The organism is [Brevibacterium] flavum (assembly GCF_019317305.1).
GTDB classification, from domain to species: Bacteria; Actinomycetota; Actinomycetes; order Mycobacteriales; family Mycobacteriaceae; genus Corynebacterium; species Corynebacterium glutamicum.
In genome coordinates this window covers 2,719,481-2,739,834 of record NZ_CP079240.1, presented here as the reverse complement: position 1 = coordinate 2,739,834, position 20,354 = coordinate 2,719,481, and the positions used below count along the sequence as shown (strand labels likewise).

16 protein-coding genes are annotated in these 20,354 nt (G+C 54.8%); 12 read left to right on the top strand and 4 right to left on the bottom strand.

What is annotated here, in order from left to right; translation table 11 throughout:
• The first annotated feature begins 225 nt into the window (after window positions 1–225).
• The 4 genes from KW808_RS13375 (at window position 226) to KW808_RS13360 (ending at window position 5,772) form a co-directional block, all read left to right on the top strand.
• A complete protein-coding gene (locus KW808_RS13375; RefSeq protein WP_003863110.1) occupies window positions 226–1,119 on the top strand; it encodes a phosphoribosylaminoimidazolesuccinocarboxamide synthase in 894 nt (297 codons plus the stop codon).
• Window positions 1,120–1,251: 132 nt separating this feature from the next.
• Window positions 1,252–3,372: a S9 family peptidase gene (locus tag KW808_RS13370; protein WP_003863111.1), complete on the top strand. Its 2,121-nt coding sequence runs from the start codon at window positions 1,252–1,254 to the stop codon at window positions 3,370–3,372.
• A gap of 325 nt (window positions 3,373–3,697) precedes the next feature.
• Window positions 3,698–5,038: a C4-dicarboxylate transporter DctA gene (locus tag KW808_RS13365; protein WP_003863112.1), complete on the top strand. Its 1,341-nt coding sequence runs from the start codon at window positions 3,698–3,700 to the stop codon at window positions 5,036–5,038.
• Between the two features lie 44 nt (window positions 5,039–5,082).
• Window positions 5,083–5,772 carry a DUF2334 domain-containing protein gene (locus tag KW808_RS13360; RefSeq protein WP_003854006.1) on the top strand — a complete coding sequence of 230 codons (690 nt, stop codon included), beginning with the start codon at window positions 5,083–5,085 and terminating at the stop codon, window positions 5,770–5,772.
• A gap of 403 nt (window positions 5,773–6,175) precedes the next feature.
• Here KW808_RS13360 and KW808_RS13355 read toward each other — a convergent pair whose 3' ends face one another.
• Window positions 6,176–8,998, bottom strand: a complete 2,823-nt coding sequence (locus tag KW808_RS13355; protein WP_003863114.1) for an endonuclease/exonuclease/phosphatase family protein — start codon at window positions 8,996–8,998, stop codon at window positions 6,176–6,178.
• Window positions 8,999–9,185: 187 nt separating this feature from the next.
• On the opposite strand from KW808_RS13355, the gene KW808_RS13350 reads away from it, so the two are divergent.
• From KW808_RS13350 to trhA, 5 genes are all read left to right on the top strand, one after another.
• A complete protein-coding gene (locus KW808_RS13350) occupies window positions 9,186–9,665 on the top strand; it encodes a glutathione peroxidase (protein WP_003863116.1) in 480 nt (159 codons plus the stop codon).
• Between the two features lie 87 nt (window positions 9,666–9,752).
• The gene (gene purS / locus KW808_RS13345) at window positions 9,753–9,998 is read left to right on the top strand and encodes a phosphoribosylformylglycinamidine synthase subunit PurS (protein ID WP_003854010.1); all 246 of its coding nucleotides are present in this window, start codon (window positions 9,753–9,755) and stop codon (window positions 9,996–9,998) included.
• The gene (gene purQ / locus KW808_RS13340) at window positions 9,995–10,666 is read left to right on the top strand and encodes a phosphoribosylformylglycinamidine synthase subunit PurQ (protein ID WP_003863118.1); all 672 of its coding nucleotides are present in this window, start codon (window positions 9,995–9,997) and stop codon (window positions 10,664–10,666) included. The genes purS and purQ overlap by 4 nt, the downstream gene beginning before the upstream one ends.
• 13 nt (window positions 10,667–10,679) lie before the next feature.
• Window positions 10,680–12,968, top strand: a complete 2,289-nt coding sequence (gene purL, locus KW808_RS13335; RefSeq protein ID WP_003863120.1) for a phosphoribosylformylglycinamidine synthase subunit PurL — start codon at window positions 10,680–10,682, stop codon at window positions 12,966–12,968.
• Between the two features lie 100 nt (window positions 12,969–13,068).
• Complete coding sequence (gene trhA / locus KW808_RS13330; RefSeq protein WP_003854018.1) at window positions 13,069–13,833, top strand: PAQR family membrane homeostasis protein TrhA; 765 nt, start codon at window positions 13,069–13,071, stop codon at window positions 13,831–13,833.
• 56 nt (window positions 13,834–13,889) lie between these two features.
• Here trhA and KW808_RS13325 read toward each other — a convergent pair whose 3' ends face one another.
• Complete coding sequence (locus KW808_RS13325; protein WP_003863123.1) at window positions 13,890–14,897, bottom strand: acyl-CoA thioesterase; 1,008 nt, start codon at window positions 14,895–14,897, stop codon at window positions 13,890–13,892.
• Between the two features lie 37 nt (window positions 14,898–14,934).
• Here KW808_RS13325 and KW808_RS13320 point away from each other — a divergent pair, with 37 nt between their 5' ends.
• From KW808_RS13320 to purM, 3 genes are all read left to right on the top strand, one after another.
• Window positions 14,935–15,312 (top strand): sterol carrier family protein, encoded by a 378-nt coding sequence (locus KW808_RS13320; RefSeq protein WP_003863125.1) that lies wholly within the window; start codon window positions 14,935–14,937, stop codon window positions 15,310–15,312.
• Window positions 15,313–15,427: 115 nt separating this feature from the next.
• Window positions 15,428–16,912, top strand: a complete 1,485-nt coding sequence (purF, locus tag KW808_RS13315; RefSeq protein ID WP_162176046.1) for an amidophosphoribosyltransferase — start codon at window positions 15,428–15,430, stop codon at window positions 16,910–16,912.
• A 125-nt stretch (window positions 16,913–17,037) separates the two neighbouring features.
• Window positions 17,038–18,114: a phosphoribosylformylglycinamidine cyclo-ligase gene (gene purM, locus KW808_RS13310; protein WP_003863129.1), complete on the top strand. Its 1,077-nt coding sequence runs from the start codon at window positions 17,038–17,040 to the stop codon at window positions 18,112–18,114.
• 652 nt (window positions 18,115–18,766) lie between these two features.
• On the opposite strand, the gene KW808_RS13305 is transcribed toward purM, so the two are convergent.
• Both KW808_RS13305 and ygfZ read right to left on the bottom strand, forming a co-directional pair.
• The gene (locus tag KW808_RS13305; RefSeq protein ID WP_003863131.1) at window positions 18,767–18,982 is read right to left on the bottom strand and encodes a DUF3073 domain-containing protein; all 216 of its coding nucleotides are present in this window, start codon (window positions 18,980–18,982) and stop codon (window positions 18,767–18,769) included.
• A gap of 221 nt (window positions 18,983–19,203) precedes the next feature.
• A complete protein-coding gene (ygfZ, locus tag KW808_RS13300; protein WP_003863134.1) occupies window positions 19,204–20,325 on the bottom strand; it encodes a CAF17-like 4Fe-4S cluster assembly/insertion protein YgfZ in 1,122 nt (373 codons plus the stop codon).
• Window positions 20,326–20,354: the final 29 nt, after the last annotated feature.

The window sequence follows — 20,354 nt, the reverse complement described above, 5'->3', positions numbered from 1 at the left end:
TGAGCGAGTGTCTGTCTTTTTTTGTATTTCAATATCTGCTTTTTAGCTGTACGGCCCCAAGGTTCTCTTAATCTTTGTTCGAATAAACTGTCAGCTTCAAAATGTCTTTTAGGTAAACAAAACGATTTCGATGAATGGGCCAAAATCGCAAGAAAAGCAGCGGTGAAACCAGCGGTGAATGCTAAAATTTTCCGAACACACCCGAGGGGTCTAGACTTGCCTATCATGCGTCCTGAACTCTCCCAGTACAAGCACCTGTCGGCAGGCAAGGTCCGTGAGATCTACGAGATCGACGACAAGCACATCCTCATGGTGGCTTCCGATCGTATCTCTGCATACGATTTCATCCTCGATACCGAAATTCCAGACAAGGGTCGAGTGCTCACTGCGATGAGCCAGTTCTTCTTCGACACCATCGATTTTCCTAATCACCTTGCGGGTCCAGCTGATGATCCACGTATCCCAGAAGAAGTTTTGGGACGAGCAATGGTGTGCAAGAAACTCAACATGCTTCCTTTTGAATGCGTGGTTCGTGGATACCTCACTGGCTCTGGACTTGTTGAATACAAGCAGACCAGCTCCGTGTGTGGAGTTGAGCTCCCAGAAGGCCTCGTTGAATCTTCTCAGCTGCCTGAGCCAATCTTTACCCCAGCCACCAAGGCTGACATCGGCGACCACGACATCAATGTCTCCTTTGACGTTGTTGAAGAACGTCTCGGCGAAGCTCGTGCGAACCAGTTGCGCGATGCCTCTATTGCTATTTACAAGGCTGCTGCTGAGATCGCCCGTGACCGTGGCGTCATCCTTGCCGACACCAAATTTGAGTTCGGCATCGATGAAGATGGCACCCTCGTGCTTGGTGATGAAGTCCTTACCCCAGATTCCTCCCGCTACTGGCCTTTGGAAGGCTATGAAGCAGGATCTGTGCAACCAAGCTTTGATAAGCAATTCGTGCGCAACTGGCTCACCGGCCCTAAATCTGGCTGGGACAAGGATTCCGGCTTGGAGCCACCAGCTTTGCCAGGTTCCGTTGTTGAGGCAACCCGCGAGCGCTACATCGAGGCCTACGAGCTGATTTCTGGTCAGAAGTTCTGCCAGTGGATTGGTTCTTGCGTCTAAGCTGCTTGATTTTCCCTAAACCCGGATTCTTAAATGAATCCGGGTTCTTCTGTTTCGGGTATGAAAATCAGAATGTCGCCAATGGCGAACACACGAGCGTGCAGAAGATGTGCGTGACTAAGATCGGGGGTTATGTCTGAACGCCTAAACGCTCCGCAAGCACCAATCCATCCCATCACCCGAACCCACCACGGTATTGATTTCGTAGACAACTATGAATGGCTGAGGGATAAAGAATCCCAAGAAACCTTGGACTACCTGGAGGCGGAGAATGCGTTCACCAAGCAGGAGACTGAACAGCTAGCCACACTGCGGGACAACATCTACGAAGAGATTAAGTCACGCGTTAAAGAAACCGACATGTCTATCCCAGTGCGTGCCGGAAAGTACTGGTATTACTCTCGCACTGAAGAAGGCAAGAGCTACGGCTATTCCTGCCGCATTCCAGTGACTGAAGGGTCGGATGCATGGACCCCTCCTGTTATCCCTGAGGGTGAGCCAGCGCAGGGTGAAACCATCATCATGGATGCCAACGAGTTGGCAGAAGGCCACGAATTCTTCTCCATGGGTGCATCATCTGTCACCACCTCTGGCCGCTACCTTGCGTATTCCACCGATGTCACGGGTGAAGAGCGCTTCACGTTGCGCATCAAGGATCTAGAAACTGGCGAGCTGCTTCCTGATACCCTGACTGGAATTTTCTACGGCGCTACTTGGGTGGGGGAGGAGTACCTCTTCTACCAGCGCGTCGATGATGCGTGGCGTCCAGATACTGTGTGGCGCCACAAGGTGGGTACCCCGGTTGAAGAAGACGTTCTGGTGTACCACGAGCCTGATGAACGCTATTCCACGTGGGTGGGCACCACTCGTTCAGAAAAGTTCATCCTTTTTGGTTGCGCCTCCAAGATCACCTCTGAAGTCCGCGTGCTTCCTTTCGACCAGCCAGAGGGCACCCCTGAGGTGCTGATTCCGCGCGCGGAGGGTGTGGAATACGACGTCGATCATGCAGTCGTAGACGGCTCCGATATTTGGTTGGTCACACACAACGCCGAGGGCCCGAACTTTTCGGTGGGGTGGGCTGGCGTCGATAAGCTAAATTCTCTGGACGCGCTGACGCCACTCGTCGCGCACAAGGATGACGTGCGCATTGAGGGCGTCGATACCTACCGCGATTTCATCATCCTGGGCTACAGGTCCGGCGCGATCGGCCAGGTCGCGATCATGAAGCTTATCGACGGAACCTTCGGCGAATTCCAACAGCTGGAATTTGACGAGGAAATCTACACCGTCGCATCGGGCGGAAACCCAGAATGGGACGCGCCCGTCATTCGCCTTTCTTACGGATCATTCACCACCCCGGCGCAGCTGTTTAACTACTGGATTGAATCCGGCGAACGCACGCTGCTGAAGCAGCAGGAAGTGCTCGGCGGATACAACCCGTCAGACTATGTGGCCTCCCGATTGTGGGTCACTGCGAAAGATGGCGCGCAGATTCCAGTGTCCTTGGTGCACCGCACCGACCTGGATGTATCCAAGCCCAACCCCACGTTGCTCTACGGCTATGGTTCCTACGAATCATCCATTGATCCAGGCTTCTCTATCGCACGTTTGTCGCTGATGGATCGTGGCATGATTTTCGCGATTGCTCACGTCCGTGGCGGTGGCGAAATGGGTCGTGGCTGGTACGACAATGGTAAAACCACCACCAAGAAAAATACCTTCACCGACTTCATTGATGTTGCCGACGCCCTCATTGCGCAGAAGATTTCTGCACCTGACATGTTGGTCGCAGAGGGCGGTTCAGCTGGTGGCATGCTCATGGGTGCCATCGCCAACATGGCCGGTGACCGCTTCAAGGCGATCGAAGCCAACGTGCCATTCGTCGATCCGCTGACCTCCATGCTCATGCCGGAACTGCCACTGACGGTTATCGAATGGGATGAGTGGGGCGATCCACTCCACGATAAGGACGTCTATGAATACATGGCGTCGTATGCCCCATATGAAAACATCGAGGCAAAGAACTATCCCAATATCTTGGCCGTAACATCGCTCAACGACACCCGAGTGTTGTACGTCGAACCAGCCAAATGGGTAGCGCAGCTTCGGGCGACTGCAACCGGTGGAGAATTCCTTCTGAAAACTGAAATGGTTGCCGGACACGGCGGTGTGTCAGGACGCTACGAAAAGTGGCGTGAGACTGCATTTGAGTACGGCTGGTTGATCAACCAAGCAACCGGTGTGACCGAATAAAACTTGTTCGACTAGCGAACTTTAAATCACCCTCGGCGACTTTAGCGGGGGTGATTTATTCTTTTTCGGGGGTTTGGGTACGAGCGGAGAAGTTTGGGCTGTTTTCTTGCCCTGACATGCGAACACAAAAGGTAATATTAATTTTCTGTGAGGGGAGTCATGAAATCTGCTTTTTGCGTCACAGGAAAAAGTTTTTCATAATTTTCCGAATCGTCCGCGGATAGCAATTTAAGCTTCGTCGGCAGCGATCACACCACGTTAAATTTCGACCATCATAAGGTGGCCGTTTTTTGGCGAATCCCCAAAAAGGTCGAAGAGGAAGTTCATGGATTCAAACACAGAATCTTCAAGTGTTGAGGTCAAAAACGAACACATTAAAGTTCAAAAGCCGCCGAAGAAGGATCGCACTCACTGGCTCTACATTGCGGTCATTATCGCATTGATTGGCGGTATTACCCTAGGCCTGATTTCACCGGAGTTGGGCAAAGAATTCAAGATTTTGGGCACCATGTTTGTGTCCTTGATCAAGATGATTATCGCTCCAGTTATTTTCTGCACCATCGTCATCGGAATCGGTTCAGTCAAGGCAGCGGCAACAGTCGGACGCGCTGGTGGCATCGCCCTTGCGTACTTCATCACGATGTCCACATTCGCACTCGCAGTTGGCCTGCTAGTCGGTAACTTCATCCAGCCAGGTAGCGGACTGAACATCTCAGTTGATGAAGAATCTTCATTCGCATCCACAGAGAGCAGCCCTGAAGGACTCTTGGGATTCATCCACTCGATCATCCCTGAAACGTTCTTCTCTGCATTTACTGATGGTTCGGTGCTGCAGGTACTGTTCATCGCCATCCTCGTGGGCTTTGCAGCTCAGTCGATGGGGGAAAAGGGACAGCCCATCCTTGATTTCGTATCCCATCTGCAGAAGCTCATCTTCAAGATTTTGAACTGGATTCTGTGGCTCGCCCCAGTCGGTGCATTCGGTGCAATGGCCGGCGTCGTTGGCGAAACAGGCTTTGATGCCGTTGTTCAGCTCGGTATTTTGATCCTCGCCTTTTACGTCACCTGCGTGATCTTCATCTTTGGTGTGCTGGGCGCCGTACTGAAGGTGTTCACCGGCGTGAACATCTTCAAGCTGGTCAAGTACCTTGCCAAGGAATTCCTGCTGATCTTTGCTACCTCATCCTCTGAATCTGCCTTGCCAAACCTCATGCGCAAGATGGAACACATCGGTGTGGCTAAACCAACCGTCGGAATCGTGGTCCCAACCGGCTATTCCTTCAATTTGGACGGCACCGCAATTTACCTCACCATGGCATCTATCTTCATTGCCGACGCGATGAATATGCCGATGAGCCTCGGCGAGCAGGTCGGTCTTCTTGTCTTCATGATCATCGCATCCAAGGGCGCTGCTGGTGTCTCGGGTGCAGGTATCGCAACTCTGGCTGCCGGATTGTCTTCACACCGCCCAGAACTTCTGCACGGCGTTGACGTGATTGTGGGCATCGATAAATTCATGTCTGAAGCCCGCGCACTAACCAACTTCGCCGGAAACTCCGTGGCAACACTGCTGGTCGGCAAGTGGACTGGCACCGTGGACATGAACCAAGTCCATGACGTTTTGAATGGAAAATCTCCATTTGTGGAGTTAGAGGAAGACCACTAGTTTTCAACAGGACGACAACGGCCGGACATGCGACAATACAATGCATGTCCGGCCGTCTTCTTGTTTCAGTTTCTAGTATTTTCGACCAGACCCGATCGGCGGCTGACAGGCTCATTTCAGACCTGCGAGCCGACGGCATCGAGGTCTCATTACTTGTCGCACCCCGCATCGATGGGGACTGGCGTCTCGCCAAAGACAAAGGGACCCTCGCGTGGATGGAACAACAACGCGAACGCGGCCACGAACTCATCCTCAACGGTTTCGACCAAGCAGTTCAGGGACGTCGCTCAGAATTCGCCAACCTTGAACGGCACGAAGCACGTCTACGTCTCACCGGTGCCATTAGGCAAATGCAGAAAATTGGCTTCGAATTCCAAATCTTCGCCCCACCTCGTTGGAGAATGTCAGAGGGTACTTTCGCGGTACTCCCCGAATTTGATTTCAACGTCGCCGCCTCGACCAGGGGATTACATAACCTCGACACCGGCGAATTCTTGGCGTGTAGAAACCTCTCCGTGGGTGAAGGTTTTGGTGCTGCAAAATGGTGGCGCAAGAATGTCATCAAGGCTGTCACTCGTGGAGCGGAAAAAGGAAATACAGTGCGCTTGTCCGCATCGGCGCGAAATCTCACCAACCCTAAAGTCGCAGCTGACTTCCGGGAAGCTGCATTAGCTGCCTTGGATTTGGGTGCTCAGGTGCAAACGTATTCTCAGGCGGCCGCACAACTGGCCTAGTTGGGGAGGTTCGGGGCAGTTCGGAGCACTCAATTGGGAGGGACCAGACAGGCGTGACAAAATCTTGCAAGATGTCAGATTTTTGTCACGCTTGTTTGGTTTGAACCACTGGAAACCGGACACACGTGCCAAAACTTTGACTTTTTCGCCAATCTTGTCACGCCTGTCTGGTCGCCACTGGTTGCCACGGAAACTATCCAAATTTAGAGCCAGACCCTGCAAGAAGTGCCCTCTCAGATTCGCTTCTAAGCGCCTCAAGGCACCCTCCCCATGGTGATAGGCATTCTGAAAACACGACCTCTTAAATCGCTGTTTTCAAGACGCAGGAACGCGGAGGCCCCGAAATGCAGAATCCCCTGCACTCGCGTAATGCGAGGGCAGGGGATTACTCCCTAAGAGTTAATTAGAACTTGAATGGGAAGAACTGGAAGGCCAAAGCAATGGCACCTAGGATTGCTGCGATGATTGCTGCAATGGTGGCGTATTGGGAGCTTCCGTTGGAGGAACCAGGGTTCTTTGGGTTCTCTGGCTTCTTCGTTTCCTCAGGGTCAGTTGGTTCAGCTGGATCAGTAGGTTCTGCAGGGTCAGTTGGCTCTGCAGGGTCAGTTGGCTCTGCAGGGTCAGTTGGCTCTGCTGGATCTGTAGGTTCTGCAGGGTCGGTTGGCTCTGCAGGATCGGTTGGCTCTGCAGGATCGGTTGGCTCTGCAGGGTCGGTTGGCTCAGCAGGGGTAGTTGGATCGGTTGTTTCTTCAGGATCAGTTGGCTCTGTGGTCTCGCTGAGGTTGAATCCGACCTTGATTGGGTCGTGGTCGGAGGAGCGGAAGACGTTGTTCTCGAATACGTCGGAGGTGTTGTTGAGTCGACGGGAGTATTCGAATGCGATTGCTTCGTCAGCGTTGATGTCCCAGACCTCGGCGTCGACGACGTGCTTCATGGCTGCTTCGTTGCCGAGTGCGTGGTCGAGGGTGCCGATGCGGCCGGAGAATTGGTAGCTGTAGCCAGCGTCGAATTCGGTGGCGATGTTGGTGTAGCCAGCGCCGTAAAGGGTGGTCATCGCGGTTTCCTTGGCGTAGGAGTTGGTGTCGCCGAGGATGAAGATTGGCTTGGATGCCCAGTCGTCCTGGTTTTCCAGGTGGTCGATGAGTGCCTGTGCCTGTGCGACGCGAACGTTGGCGTTGTTGCCTTGGCCGTCGCCGGTGTCAGCGTCGCCACGAGTGACAGAGCCCTTGGACTTGAAGTGGTTGACTACGCCGACGAAGGATTTCTCGCCGTCGTTGAGTGGCTGGAATTCCTGTGCGAGTGGCTGGCGTGCGGTGCCGGTGAAGGCTGCGTCGTCGAAGATTCGGGATTCGCCGACGGGCTTGACGGTGGTTTGGTCGTAGATGAAGGCGACGCGGATGTAGTCTTCATCGGTGCCCAATTGTTCTGGAGATTCGACGGCCGCCCAGCGATCGGATCCAACTGCCTCGTTGAGTGCTGCGACGAGGGTATTGAGTGCGTCATCGCGACGGGAGACGTCGCCGGTGACGGTCGCGGTGTTTTCGATTTCTTCAAGTCCAAGAACATCGACGTCAAGGCGGTTGATTGCTTCGACGATCTTGCTCTGCTGATCTTCGAGTGCTTCTTCGGTGTAAGCGCCACGGACGTTACAGTTGTTGGCGGTGACTGGGGTGTTGTTGATATCCCTGTATGCGCTGCAGCCTGGTTCATCTTCGCCGAGAGAGGTGAAGTAGTTGAGCACGTTGAAGCTTGCGATGTGGAATTCGCCAGCAACGTCATCGATTGAAGCTAGCTCAGCCGCGCGGGTGTCATCCCAGGTGATAGGAAGGTCGGAGCTTGCGGTGTTGCCGGTGACAGGGGTGGTTGGCTGGAATTTCCACAGGTCGTAGCGGTAATCGAAGATTACTGGTGCCTGGAATTCCACCTGGTCGCCGGTGCGGATGGACTTGATGGTCTCGCCACCGTCCTGCACAAGCCATGCCATAGGCGTGCTGGAGTCGCCGCGAGTGTAGTTGCCGGAGCGTCCGTCATCCAGCGTAATTTGCTTTGCGACGTTTTCCGCCTCGTACGCAATCGCTTCGGCTCCCGGTGCCACCATTTGAGTGGCCTGGTACAAAGGCTCGTTACCTGGGGCGAGGGCAATTTCACCGAATGTGTTGGTTGCGTAGTTGTTGGTCACGGTGTGAGCGCCGGTTGGCTTCAGCAGCATGCCTTCGTATGCTTCGCGAATGTCATCGCCAGTAGGAACGGTGTCCAGTTCGAGTGGGGTTACTGGCTCGAATGCGGTGTCCGAAACGGTGAAGGAGGAGTTGCCTAGCTGAGTCATCTCGTAGTGTTCGGTGGCCTTGCCAGTGACGGTGACAGATGCGCCGAGCTCTGGGTAGGAACCATTGCTTCCCATGTAGACGAAGATGCCGTCGGATGCGTCGCCAGCAACCTTTGGTGCAGTACCAGATCCAGGTGTCTGGATGTAGTAACCGTTGAAGCCACCTTCTGCGTAAACGGCAGTGACAATACCTTCGGTGGTGACGGTCTGACCCTCGAGTGGGGTAGCGAGACCGGTTCCTTGGATTTGTGCGATGGAGACTGTTTCCCCAGGGTTTACTGGAGTTTCTGGCTCGCCTGGGTCAACAGGAGCGGATCCTCCCGAGGACGTTGGAGTTGGAGCTCCAGTCTCGAAGTCTGCGGAGTTGTTATCAGAGTCAACGCCAACTTCTTTGCGTTGAACAGACAATTTGTTGCTGGCCTCAGGTGCAGCAGCTGTTCCTTCAAACATGGACGTGCCACCGAATCCGACAAGGTCAGCGGTTAGGCCAGAGTTGTCGGTCAGTGCAACTGATCCTTGGGAGGCACCCATTGCCAAGTTACCGGTGGCGTCTGGGGTAGGCAGAGCGCCGGTGTTGTTGCTGCCTGCGCGTTGCTGGATGAGGTAGTAACCGTTGGCAGGGATGTTTCCGGTCAGGTTTGTGGTTCCGCCGGAGTTACCGTTGGCTGCGTAGTAGGTAACGCTCCAACCGTCGAGGGAAATGTCCCCTGAGGTTGGGTTGTAGAGCTCAATGAAGTCGTTGGAGAACAACGATCCGCTGTTTCCACCGCCTCCGTAGATTTCGTTGATGACAGGAGCGGTTCCGGCAGGATTAGCTGTTGCTGCTGGAACAACTGCCAGGCTGGCCGCGGTTGCACCGGCAAGTGCGATTGCCAGAGTGCGCGCAGAAATGCGAGACATTGGAGAGGTCCTCTGTTCAGTATGGATTAGATACAAGCCATATGAATTACCCGTGTTTCTCGGAGTCTGCTTGGCGAGTAATTTGGTCGACCTGGCAGTTCACCTTTGGTCTCACCAAAGTTCACCTATTGGCTGACCTTTATTTAGATGATGCACTAAATCCTCCCCCTCAACTAGGGTTGCGATTATGACTTCTATTCATAACATCAACGTAACCCTCAATGACGGCACAGAAACCACCATGGCGGATTGGGCGGGCCACCTTTTGCTCATCGTGAACGTGGCATCCAAGTGCGGACTCACGCCACAGTATGAAGGGCTTCAAAAACTGTATGAGGAATACCAAGATCGAGGCTTCTTTGTCATTGGCGTGCCCTGCAATCAATTCAACGGCCAGGAACCTGGAACCGACGCTGAGGTGTGTGCTTTCGCGCAAAATCAGTACAACGTCACCTTCCCGCTCTTGAGCAAAACCGAGGTGAATGGGGAGGGTACCCACCCCCTGTACAAGGTGCTCAAAGAGGCAACTGATGGTAGCGAAATCGAGTGGAATTTTGAGAAATTCCTGGTAGATGCAGAAGGTAATACGATTAAGCGCTTTGCTCCTCGGACGGAACCATCTGCAGCTGAGGTAGTGGAAGCAATCGAGGAGAATCTCCCTATCTAAGGGCTGGCTAGGTTTGACCAGTGGCAACAGTTACACTTGTGCTCGTAAAACATTGTCCTCCCCATTTCTTGAGTAAGGGAAAATACCGTGGCCCGTGTAGTTGTCAATGTCATGCCTAAGGCTGAGATTCTGGATCCCCAGGGGCAGGCGGTACACCGCGCCCTCGGACGTATCGGAGTTTCTGGCGTTTCCGATGTCCGTCAGGGAAAGCGCTTCGAGCTTGAGGTAGATGATTCCGTCACCGAAGCTGACCTAAAGAAAATTGCTGAAACCCTCCTCGCAAACACCGTCATCGAAGACTTCGATGTGGTGGGAGTTGAGGTCGCGAAGTGAGCGCCAAAATCGGTGTCATTACCTTCCCAGGCACCCTTGACGATGTAGATGCAGCACGCGCTGCTCGCATCGCAGGTGCAGAAGTAATCAGCCTGTGGCACGCTGACGAGGATCTCAAGGGCGTCGACGCGGTTGTCGTTCCCGGTGGATTCTCCTACGGCGATTACCTGCGCACCGGTGCAATCTCTGCACTGGCGCCAGTAATGCAGTCCGTGATTGAGCAGGCCGGTAAGGGCATGCCAGTCTTGGGCATTTGCAACGGCTTCCAGATCCTCACCGAAGCACGCCTGCTTCCAGGCGCGCTGACCCGCAATAAGGGTCTGCACTTTCACTGTGTAGACGCACACCTCGTTGTAGAGAACAACACCACTGCATGGACCAACACTTTGGAAAAGGGTCAGCAGATCCTTATTCCTGCAAAGCACGGTGAAGGTCGCTTCCAGGCAGACGCAGAGACCATCGCCCAGCTTGAGGGTGAAGGCCGCGTGGTGTTCCGTTACACCGATAATTTCAACGGTTCCGTCAACGATATCGCCGGTATCACTAATGAAACTGGTCGCATCGTCGGTCTCATGCCGCACCCGGAACATGCCGTCGAAAAGCTAACCGGCCCATCTATTGATGGCCTGGAGCTGTTCCTGTCCGCCGTTGGCACCATCGCGGCTTAAGAGGAGTCAAAATATGAGCACTTTTGTCAATGACACCGTCGAAGACGCAATCAAGACCCCTGAGCTGGATCAGCCATTTGAGGCTCTTGGTCTGAAAGACGACGAGTACGCGCGCATCAAGGAAATCCTTGGCCGCCGCCCAACCGACGCCGAGCTGACCGTTTACTCCGTCATGTGGTCGGAGCACTGCTCCTACAAGTCCTCCAAGGTTCACCTGCGTTACTTCGGTGAAACCACCACTGAGGAAATGGCTTCCAAGATTCTTGCCGGCATCGGCGAGAACGCTGGTGTGGTCGACATCGGAGATGGCAACGCCGTGACCTTCCGCGTGGAGTCTCACAACCACCCATCCTTCGTAGAGCCACACCAGGGTGCTGCGACCGGCGTCGGCGGCATCGTCCGCGACATTATGGCTATGGGCGCGCGCCCAATCGCTGTGATGGATCAGCTGCGTTTCGGTGCACTGGACAACCCAGACACTCAGCGTGTGCTTCCTGGCGTTGTTGATGGCATTTCCCACTACGGCAACTGCCTCGGCCTGCCAAACATCGGTGGCGAAACCGTCTTCGACGATTCCTACGCAGGTAACCCACTGGTCAACGCACTGTGCGTGGGTACCCTCAAGGTGGAAGACCTCAAGCTTGCATTCGCATCCGGCACCGGCAACAAGGTGATCCTGTTCGGTTCCCGCACCGGCCTTGATGGCATCGGTGGCGTGTCCGTCCTGGGTTCCGCATCCTTCGAAGAAGGCGAAGAGCGCAAGCTCCCGGCTGTTCAGGTTGGCGATCCTTTCGCAGAGAAGGTACTCATCGAGTGCTGCCTCGAGCTGTACAAGGCTGGCGTCGTGGTCGGTATTCAGGACCTCGGTGGCGGCGGACTTGCGTGTGCAACCTCTGAGCTGGCAGCCGCAGGCGACGGCGGCATGCGCGTCAACCTAGACAACGTCCCACTGCGCGCAGAGAACATGTCTGCAGCTGAAATCCTGGCTTCCGAGTCCCAGGAGCGCATGTGTGCTGTTGTTACCCCTGAAAACGTTGAGCGTTTCCTCGAGATCTGTGCAAAGTGGGATGTCACCTGCGCAGAAATCGGCGAAGTTACCGACGAGAAGGACCGCTACGTTGTGGTTCACAACGGTGAAGTTGTTATCGACGCACCTCCATCAACCATCGATGAAGGCCCTGTCTACAACCGCCCAGTTGCTCGCCCTGAGAACCAGGACGAACTGCAGCTCGAAGGCGAGATCGCTCGCCCAGTCGACGTTGAAGAGATCAAGGCTGCTTGGCTGAAGCTTGTCGCTTCGCCAGCACTTGCATCCCGCGCGTTTATCACCGAGCAGTACGACCGCTACGTCCGCGGCAACACCGTTCAGGCAAAGAACGCCAATGCTGGCGTCTTGCGTATCGACGAAGAGACCAACCGTGGCGTTGCGATCTCCGCCGACGCATCCGGCCGTTACACCAAGCTCGAGCCAAACACTGGCGCGCAGCTTGCACTGGCTGAGGCTTACCGCAACGTGGTCTCCACCGGTGCACGCCCAGTGGCTGTCACCAACTGCCTGAACTTCGGTTCCCCAGAAAACGCTGGTGTTATGTGGCAGTTCAAGGAAGCAGTCCACGGTCTGGCAGACGGATCCAAGCTTCTGGGCATTCCAGTGTCCGGCGGTAACGTCTCCTTCTACAACCAGACTGGTGACGAGCCCATCCTGCCAACCCCAGTCGTGGGTGTTTTGGGAGTCTTGGACAACGTCGAGCAGAGCATCGGCAACGTCCTCCCATCCGAGGACAACGATCTCTACCTCCTGGGTGAGACCTTCGACGAGTTCGGCGGTTCCATCTGGCAGCAAGTTTCTGGCGCTGGCCTTAATGGTCTGCCACCAGTAGTTGACCTGCTCAACGAGCAGCGTCTTGCAGACCTGTTCGTCGGTTCTGATCTGTTTGCTGCATCCCACGATCTGTCTGAGGGCGGCCTTGGCCAGACCCTCGCAGAGCTTGCGATCCACGCAGACAAGGGCATGGATGTTGATCTCTCCCAGATCCACCCATCCCTATTCACCTCACTGTTTGCTGAGTCCGCTTCCCGCATTGTGGTTGCAACCAACCGCGGCGAAGAGTTGGAAAAGCGCGCAGCAGAGCTGGGTGTTCCAGTGTTCAAGCTGGGCCGCACCAACGATTCAGCCGTAATCGCTGTCAAGGGCGCAGACGTTGAGTTCACTGTTTCCGTGGAGGAACTCCGCGAAGCATGGACCAACACTTTGCCTGAGGCCTTCGGTCACGCAGTTGGAGCTAACGCAGTAGTTGCATAATTTTCTGCTGTGAAGCCGGGTTTCGTTTTCGCGAAGCCCGGCTTTTGCTCTTTCTTCCACTAGATTGGATACAACAAGTCAGGGAAGAAAGAAGCGTGAAGTGTCTGAAGATCGTGAATATATGGACGCGGACCCGCTGATTGAGGATGACGTTAGTGGAGCAGAAGTAAAAGATAGTTCGGATGAACCGCTTCTCGCACTGACACGTTACGTTTTTGATCGCGGTGAGCGGCCAGTTACCCGTGGCCTCTTCCACCAGGTTGCGGCCATTTTGAGTATTGTGTCAGGTTCGGTGCTCTCCACGTATGCATGGATGGAACTGGTGTGGTGGCAGGCGCTAGGTGTCATGGTGTACGCCTTGGCCATGCTGGGACTGTTTGCTGTCTCTGCGGCGTATCACCGAGGACCGTGGCGTCGATTGCACACCGTGGCGTGGTGGCGCAAAGCTGATCACTCCACCATCGCGGTGTTTATCGCAGCAACCTATACGCCACTGTGCTTGATCGTTTTAGAGCTCGGGACCGCCATCTGGATGTTGAGCATTGCCTGGGCGGGAGCGATAGGCAGCGTGGTCATGAACATGGTGTGGATCAATCATCCGCGATGGCTCAGCGTACTGGTGTACCTGGCGCTGGGATGGCTTATTGTGCCACTAATCCCTCAACTATGGTCGGGCGCTGGACACACTGTGGTGTGGCTCCTGCTGGCCGGAGGTATCGTCTATAGCGTCGGGGCGTTGGTATACGGCTTCAAATGGCCAGGACGCAATGCGCGAGTGATTGGCTACCACGAGCATTTCCACATTGCCACGATCATCGCAGCGATTGTCCATCTGGTTGCAGTTTGGATGGTTGTCGTTAACTAAGAAAAGCCCCCTTTTAATGAACAAATGAACAAAAAGTGGGGCTTTTTAAGGTCTAACTAGTCGATCTGCAGTGGAACCCTGCGCGGGAACAGCGGCATTGGGGTGTAATGAGCACGCAGATCCCTCAGGATGTTTGCATGCTCTGCCAACTGGATATCCTCAGGGGTACGAGGCACAAACTGTGGTGCAGGCAAAGGCTCTCCGTCGACATCAATTCCCAAGTAGGTAACCGTTGCGTGAATAGCGGTTTCTAGCTCAGCACGGCCACGGTGAGCATCACCGGCACGGACGTGGATGGACATCTGCATGGAACGCTTATCGGTACGCATCATGCGGGCGTCCACCTCAATGAGGTCACCGATCTGAATGGGCTGGTAGAAACGAATACCACCGGCATACACTGCAACGGTGTGGTTACCAGACCACTCCATGGTGCACGCAGCACCCGCCTCATCGATCCATTCCATGGCAGTGCCACCGTGGACCTTGCCACCCCAGTTAATATCAGTGGGCTTAGCCAAGAAGCGGGTAATCAAACGAGGGGCCTCGGAAGGTCCGTTGTAAGTCTGCTTTTCCATCTCCGCTTCAATAGCCTTGCGCAGCCCGATGCGGGAGTTAGCAGCTTCCAACACGCGCTGCTCTTCTTCATTCTTAGGGGTAAATGAAGGAACTGGGGTAGCGCGACCAGTTGCGGTGTCCTTCGCCACGAAAATAACCAAGCAGTCACACGCACGGGTGTAGTTGCCATCGCGAGGATCCGCAGAAAGCACCTCATTCACGATGTGCATGGAGGAACGGCCAGTCATCGCAATGCGGGAACGCACCTCGACCATGTGGCCAGAGGGAATAGGGCGAGTGAAGTGAATGTGACCAACATAAGCAGTGACACAGTAGGTTCCAGACCACTGGGTAGCACAAGCATAAGCAGCCTTATCGATCCATTCCAGGACTCGGCCACCGCCAACGCCATGGCTACCAGCCATCAAAACGTCAGTAGGGGCAGCCATGAAACGAAGGACGACTTCTGGGGAGCGGTGAGGATTCTCGCGAGGATTATCAGACATATGGACACTTTAACGGTTCGTACTAGGCTGATGCTTCATGAGGATTGATCCGCTGGAAACCCGACAAGCCGTATTGGCCGTCAAAGACTGGATTGAAGGGGAGGGAGACGTCGAAAAGCCTGGTCGTGCGGCACTTGCCGCCGCAACTCGCCTGAGCGTCCGACTGCTCGCGCAAGACGCCCCGGGAAACAGCGTGGAGGTGCGGGTACCCCCATTTGTTGCGGTGCAATGCATAGAGGGGCCAAAACATACACGCGGCACACCACCGAACGTGGTGGAGACCGACGCCAAGACCTGGTTACGCTTGGCAACTGGGCAAACCACATTTGATGCAGAATTTGAAAGCGGAAAAATTAGCGCATCAGGTACCCGAGCCAAAGAGATTGCGGACTGGTTACCAGTGGTCAAACTTTAGATTTTCTAATGCTCATTAGTTTCTGGGCAACCGACAGACTACGATTTGACCTGTGGCATTACTTGATCAGCACACGCTCCCTGGTTCAATGGTAAATACCGAGCATTCCACTGGAATGACGCAGGTAAACCACCCGTACGATGATCTCAACGAACAAGCACCGCAGGAAGAATGCGGCGTTTTCGGCGTTTGGGCGCCAGGTGAGGAAGTCTCGAAACTTACCTACTTTGGCCTCTTCGCACTTCAGCACCGTGGTCAAGAAGCCGCGGGCATCGCAGTAGGCGATGGCGAACAGATCCTGGTTTTCAAAGATTTGGGCCTAGTCTCCCAAGTTTTCGACGAACCAGTTCTGGAATCCCTCCGCGGAAACATCGCCATCGGACACACCCGATACACCACCGCCGGCGGAAACACCTGGGAAAATGCCCAGCCTATGTTCCGCATGGCACCAGATGGCACCGATATCGCCCTTGGACACAACGGCAACCTGATTAATTACATCGAGTTGTTGGACAAAGCCACCGAACTTGGCCTCGTCGATCCCGCCAAGAAGCCATCAGATACCGATGTGCTCACTGGGCTGCTCGCAAGCGGCGTCCATGACGGAAATAATCTCTTTGATTCCGCCAAGGAACTCCTCCCCAGCGTCAAGGGAGCCTACTGCCTCACCTTCACCGACGGACACACCCTGTACGCAGCGCGTGATCCATTCGGCATCCGCCCACTGGCCATCGGCCGCCTCGAGCGCGGTTGGGTAGTCGCATCTGAAACCGCAGCGCTCGACATCGTAGGTGCCTCGCATGTGCGCGAGGTCGAACCAGGCGAACTGATTGCTATCGACGAATCCGGCCTCAAGTCCGCCCGATTTGCCGAGACAACCCGCAAAGGTTGCGTCTTCGAATACGTTTACCTGGCTCGTCCAGACTCCGTGATCAAGGGAAGAAACGTCAACGAAGCCCGACTTGAAATCGGCCGCAAGCTCGCTGCAGAAGCACCAGCAGTCGGCGATCTAGTCATCCCAACCCCAGAATCAGGCACCCCAGCAGCAGTTGGATTCGCCCAAGCATCTGGCATCCCATTCGGCCAAGGCATGGTCAAAAACGCCTACGTTGGCCGAACCTTCATCCAGCCTTCCGACACTCTCCGCCAACTGGGAATCCGCCTCAAGCTGAACCCATTGCGCGAGGTTATCGCCGGAAAGCGCCTTGTGGTTGTGGATGATTCCATCGTCCGCGGTAACACCCAACGCGCCGTGATCCGCATGTTGCGCGAAGCCGGTGCAGCTGAGGTTCACGTACGCATCGCCTCACCACCCGTGAAATGGCCATGCTTCTACGGCATCGATTTTGCCACCCCAGGCGAACTCATTGCCAACGCTGTCACCAGTGACAACGAAGCAGAAATGGTAGAAGCAGTCCGCTCCGCAATCGGCGCAGACACCCTCGGCTACGTCTCCATCGACTCCATGGTTGCAGCAACCGAGCAACCAGCCAACGAACTCTGCATCGCCTGCTTCGACGGCAAATACCCCATGGGTCTGCCACAGGGAAACAGCAACGCAGACCTAGTCAGCAAGATGCAAGCAACCGCCTCAAGTTAAGATCGGTAGGCGATAGGGGTTGAGCATTTTTGCTCTCCCCGTATGCGTGGGGGTTGTCCCGCGCACTTTTAGACAGTTATGTTCCTAATAAGTTCCAAACCCCAGCAGGAGAAGCGAAGTACACGATGAGTGATCACCAGGACACCACCGCCGAAGGCGTTTCATACGCAGCAGCAGGAGTCGACATCGAAGCCGGCGATCGTGCCGTCGAACTCTTTGCACCAATGGCCAAGCGCGCCACCCGCCCAGAGGTTCTTGGCAACCTCGGAGGCTTCGCAGGACTCTTTGAGCTCGGAAAATACAAGAAGCCAATCCTCGCAGCAGGATCTGACGGAGTCGGCACCAAGCTTGTCATCGCCCAGATGATGGACAAGCACGACACCATCGGCATCGACCTTGTTGCAATGTGTGTGGATGACCTCGTTGTCACCGGCGCAGAGCCACTGTTCCTCCAGGACTACATCGCCATCGGCAAGGTTGTCCCAGAGCACGTTGCTGAGATCGTCTCCGGCATCGCAGAAGGCTGTGTCCAGGCAGGCTGTGCTCTGCTCGGTGGCGAAACCGCAGAACACCCAGGTGTTATGGAACCAGACCACTACGATGTCTCCGCAACTGCAGTCGGCGTTGTCGAAGCAGATGAACTGCTAGGACCAGACCGCGTCCGCGCAGGCGACGTCCTCATCGGCATGGCTTCCTCCGGTCTGCACTCCAACGGTTACTCCCTGGCTCGCCACGTCCTCCTGGAAAAGGCAGGCCTGGCGCTTGACGGACACATCGAAGAACTCGGACGCACCCTCGGCGAAGAACTTCTCGAGCCAACCCGCATCTACGCCAAGGACTGCCTGGCACTGATCGCAGAGTGCGAAGTTCACACCTTCTGCCACGTCACCGGCGGCGGCCTCGCAGGCAACCTCGAGCGGGTTGTCCCAGAAGGACTCGTCGCAGAAATGTCCCGAGCAACTTGGACCCCAGGCCAAATCTTCCGCACCATCTCCTCTGTGGGCAAGGTTTCCCGCGAAGAAATGGAAAAGACCTTCAACATGGGTGTCGGCATGGTTGCAGTCGTTGCTGAAAAGGACCGCGACCGCGCCCTGGCAATGCTCACCGCACGTCACATTGACTGCTGGGAAATCGGAACCGTACGCAACGGCGAAGAGGGGGAGCCTCGCGTGATCCTCAACGGCGAGCACCCTGGCTATTAAGCCCAACTGTCTGCTCTAAGAATTAGCCGGCCTTGCACTTAATTGTGCGGGCCGGCTTTTGCAGTGAAATGGGGCATTTTAAGAGGCTGGAATTGTCTCATGAGTGATTGGATGTAAAGCGAGGTTTGAAGCCGTTAGAGAGGCCTACAAAACATCATCAATTGTGCATGCATAGCCCTGATTTTGCCCCTGTGAGATCCCTGATCAAGAATCCGATCATGTAGGACACGTGAAGCCCTAAATCGAACGTATTTTTGCATAATCTAGTCAGTTCCGCGCAAATTTTCGACCACTTTCAGGCTTCAAATTTGATACTTTGACGAATTTTTGCAAGTCCCCGAAGTGGAGCACCTAGGTCGCTTAAATCCTGGCCGCGACAGGCGTGAGCCGGGAAAACTAAAGTCTCGCACCAGCCCCAGGCACGCAAAAGACGGCACTAGATCTGCCACGGGCTGAAATCCTGGGAGTGCGGGAACACAGAGGGAAAGTACTCCTGGGACTTGTCCGCGTCAAACCTTGCGCCGTCTTCTACGGTAGTGGTTGAACGGGATAAGGACCGTTGGAGGTGAATGTGACACCTTGAAACGGTCGCAAAGCCACCTAATTGATGGGTTTGAGGTTCTCAACTCGGAAGAGTTAAGGACACACGAAATCAGTTTGTGCCGTAGGCACGATTGTCGGTGTCGTCCTCATCCCAGTCCGCATACTCTGCGTACTGGTCCTCATCATCAGGGGTATCGGAGTAGGAACGCCTAGGAGACTGGTTAGCCAGCTCCCGCTGCAGCGAATCGAGATCCATGTCTGGAGAGCTGTACTTCAACTGGCGAGCAACTTTGGTCTGTTTTGCCTTCGCGCGACCGCGACCCATTGCCTGACCCCCTTGGAGTGAGCGGGCCGATCCTGGGAATTCGGATGGCCCATGGGCTTTTCAAGATGTATTAACTGTATTCCTGATAGACACAATAGCCTGTTATTCGGAAAATTTCTGCAACTAACCCTTGACCTGCGTGTTCATGAAAATAAAATGCCAAAGTAGGCGATTTTCGTATCGTTTAAAAATCGCCTAAATTTCGCTATAAATCGTTTTAGTTAAAGACCCTTGAGCTTATTGATCGCTGCGCGTCCGCGTTGTTCACTTTCCTCCGCAGGAAGCAGATCGCGGTCGACGTTTACAGAGACATCATCGATGTGAAATTCTTTATCCAAAGCGCTGCGCTTAACCAGCCCGAGAGCAATTGGCCCATAATCGGCGTCATGGACAACGGTGCCCAGACGACCAACGGTGCGCGCACCGGCCTTGATTTCAGCGCCAGTCACAGGATCCAGCGGTGCGGAACCGTCAAGATGAAGCAGAACCAGCACGCGCGGGGAACGCCCAAGATTATCAACGCGCGCGACAGTTTCCTGCCCACGGTAGCAACCCTTGGTCAAATGCACTGCGCCTAAATGTTCGCCACGGCCAATCCAATGGGGGATTTCATGGGGAATGGTCTTATCATCCAAATCCACGCCCGCAGCGGGCTCCAACGCCTTCACGCGCTCGGCCGTGTAAGCCATGAGACCGGTGAGCTTCGCACCAGCTTCTAGGAGCTTGTCGACGCCCTCCTCCAGGTTTTCACGCCGGATGGCGACGTCGATACGCGATGGCCCATTCCAATCGACCCTACGGGCAAAGACCGCGTCCGGAAGGGCAATTTCCTGGCCGAGCAGAGTGATGATCGCCAGATCGGCTTCCTCGACGGTGACTTCCGACCAGAAAATCATCTTGGTCAAGAAACCGATGAGGGTATCAAACTCCGCCGCGGACGTGTCGAGGTAGAAAACCCCATCGACGACAGTTACCTGCATTGTGTGTTGAATACGACCCTGCGCATCCAAATCCAGGGCACCGGCAGTAAAGCCGTTTTCAACGGAATCAACCTTTTGGGACAAAATATTATTGAGGAACGTGGGGGCATCAGGCCCTTCGACTTTGATCACCTTGCGATTAGAACGGTCAACTAAGCCCGTGCCAGTTTCGAAGATGCGTTGCTCGACGAGAGGGGAACCGTAATGCCACGCGACACCTTCAGTACCTGCTTGAGCAGCAGCGCCCTGCGCTTCTGCCGCACCACTTCTAGAAAGAAGAGGGGACTTGTATCCTGCAGGAATCTGATCAGTGTTGTTCGCGACCTCGATTTGTTCGTTAGCCACGTCTTCGATAGTACCCACAATCTGACAGGAAGGGTTATTCCTTCCAA

Bases quoted from the DNA above. Each gene is read 5' to 3' on its own strand.
- KW808_RS13320 (WP_003863125.1), top strand. From the start codon at position 14,935: ATGAGGATTGATCCGCTGGAAACCCGACAAGCCGTATTGGCCGTCAAA.
- KW808_RS13355 (WP_003863114.1), bottom strand. From the start codon at position 8,998: ATGTCTCGCATTTCTGCGCGCACTCTGGCAATCGCACTTGCCGGTGCA.
- purF (WP_162176046.1), top strand. From the start codon at position 15,428: ATGACGCAGGTAAACCACCCGTACGATGATCTCAACGAACAAGCACCG.
- KW808_RS13365 (WP_003863112.1), top strand. From the start codon at position 3,698: ATGGATTCAAACACAGAATCTTCAAGTGTTGAGGTCAAAAACGAACAC.
- KW808_RS13350 (WP_003863116.1), top strand. From the start codon at position 9,186: ATGACTTCTATTCATAACATCAACGTAACCCTCAATGACGGCACAGAA.
- KW808_RS13375 (WP_003863110.1), top strand. From the start codon at position 226: ATGCGTCCTGAACTCTCCCAGTACAAGCACCTGTCGGCAGGCAAGGTC.
- KW808_RS13370 (WP_003863111.1), top strand. From the start codon at position 1,252: ATGTCTGAACGCCTAAACGCTCCGCAAGCACCAATCCATCCCATCACC.
- KW808_RS13360 (WP_003854006.1), top strand. From the start codon at position 5,083: ATGTCCGGCCGTCTTCTTGTTTCAGTTTCTAGTATTTTCGACCAGACC.
- KW808_RS13305 (WP_003863131.1), bottom strand. From the start codon at position 18,982: ATGGGTCGCGGTCGCGCGAAGGCAAAACAGACCAAAGTTGCTCGCCAG.
- KW808_RS13325 (WP_003863123.1), bottom strand. From the start codon at position 14,897: ATGTCTGATAATCCTCGCGAGAATCCTCACCGCTCCCCAGAAGTCGTC.
- purL (WP_003863120.1), top strand. From the start codon at position 10,680: ATGAGCACTTTTGTCAATGACACCGTCGAAGACGCAATCAAGACCCCT.
- purM (WP_003863129.1), top strand. From the start codon at position 17,038: ATGAGTGATCACCAGGACACCACCGCCGAAGGCGTTTCATACGCAGCA.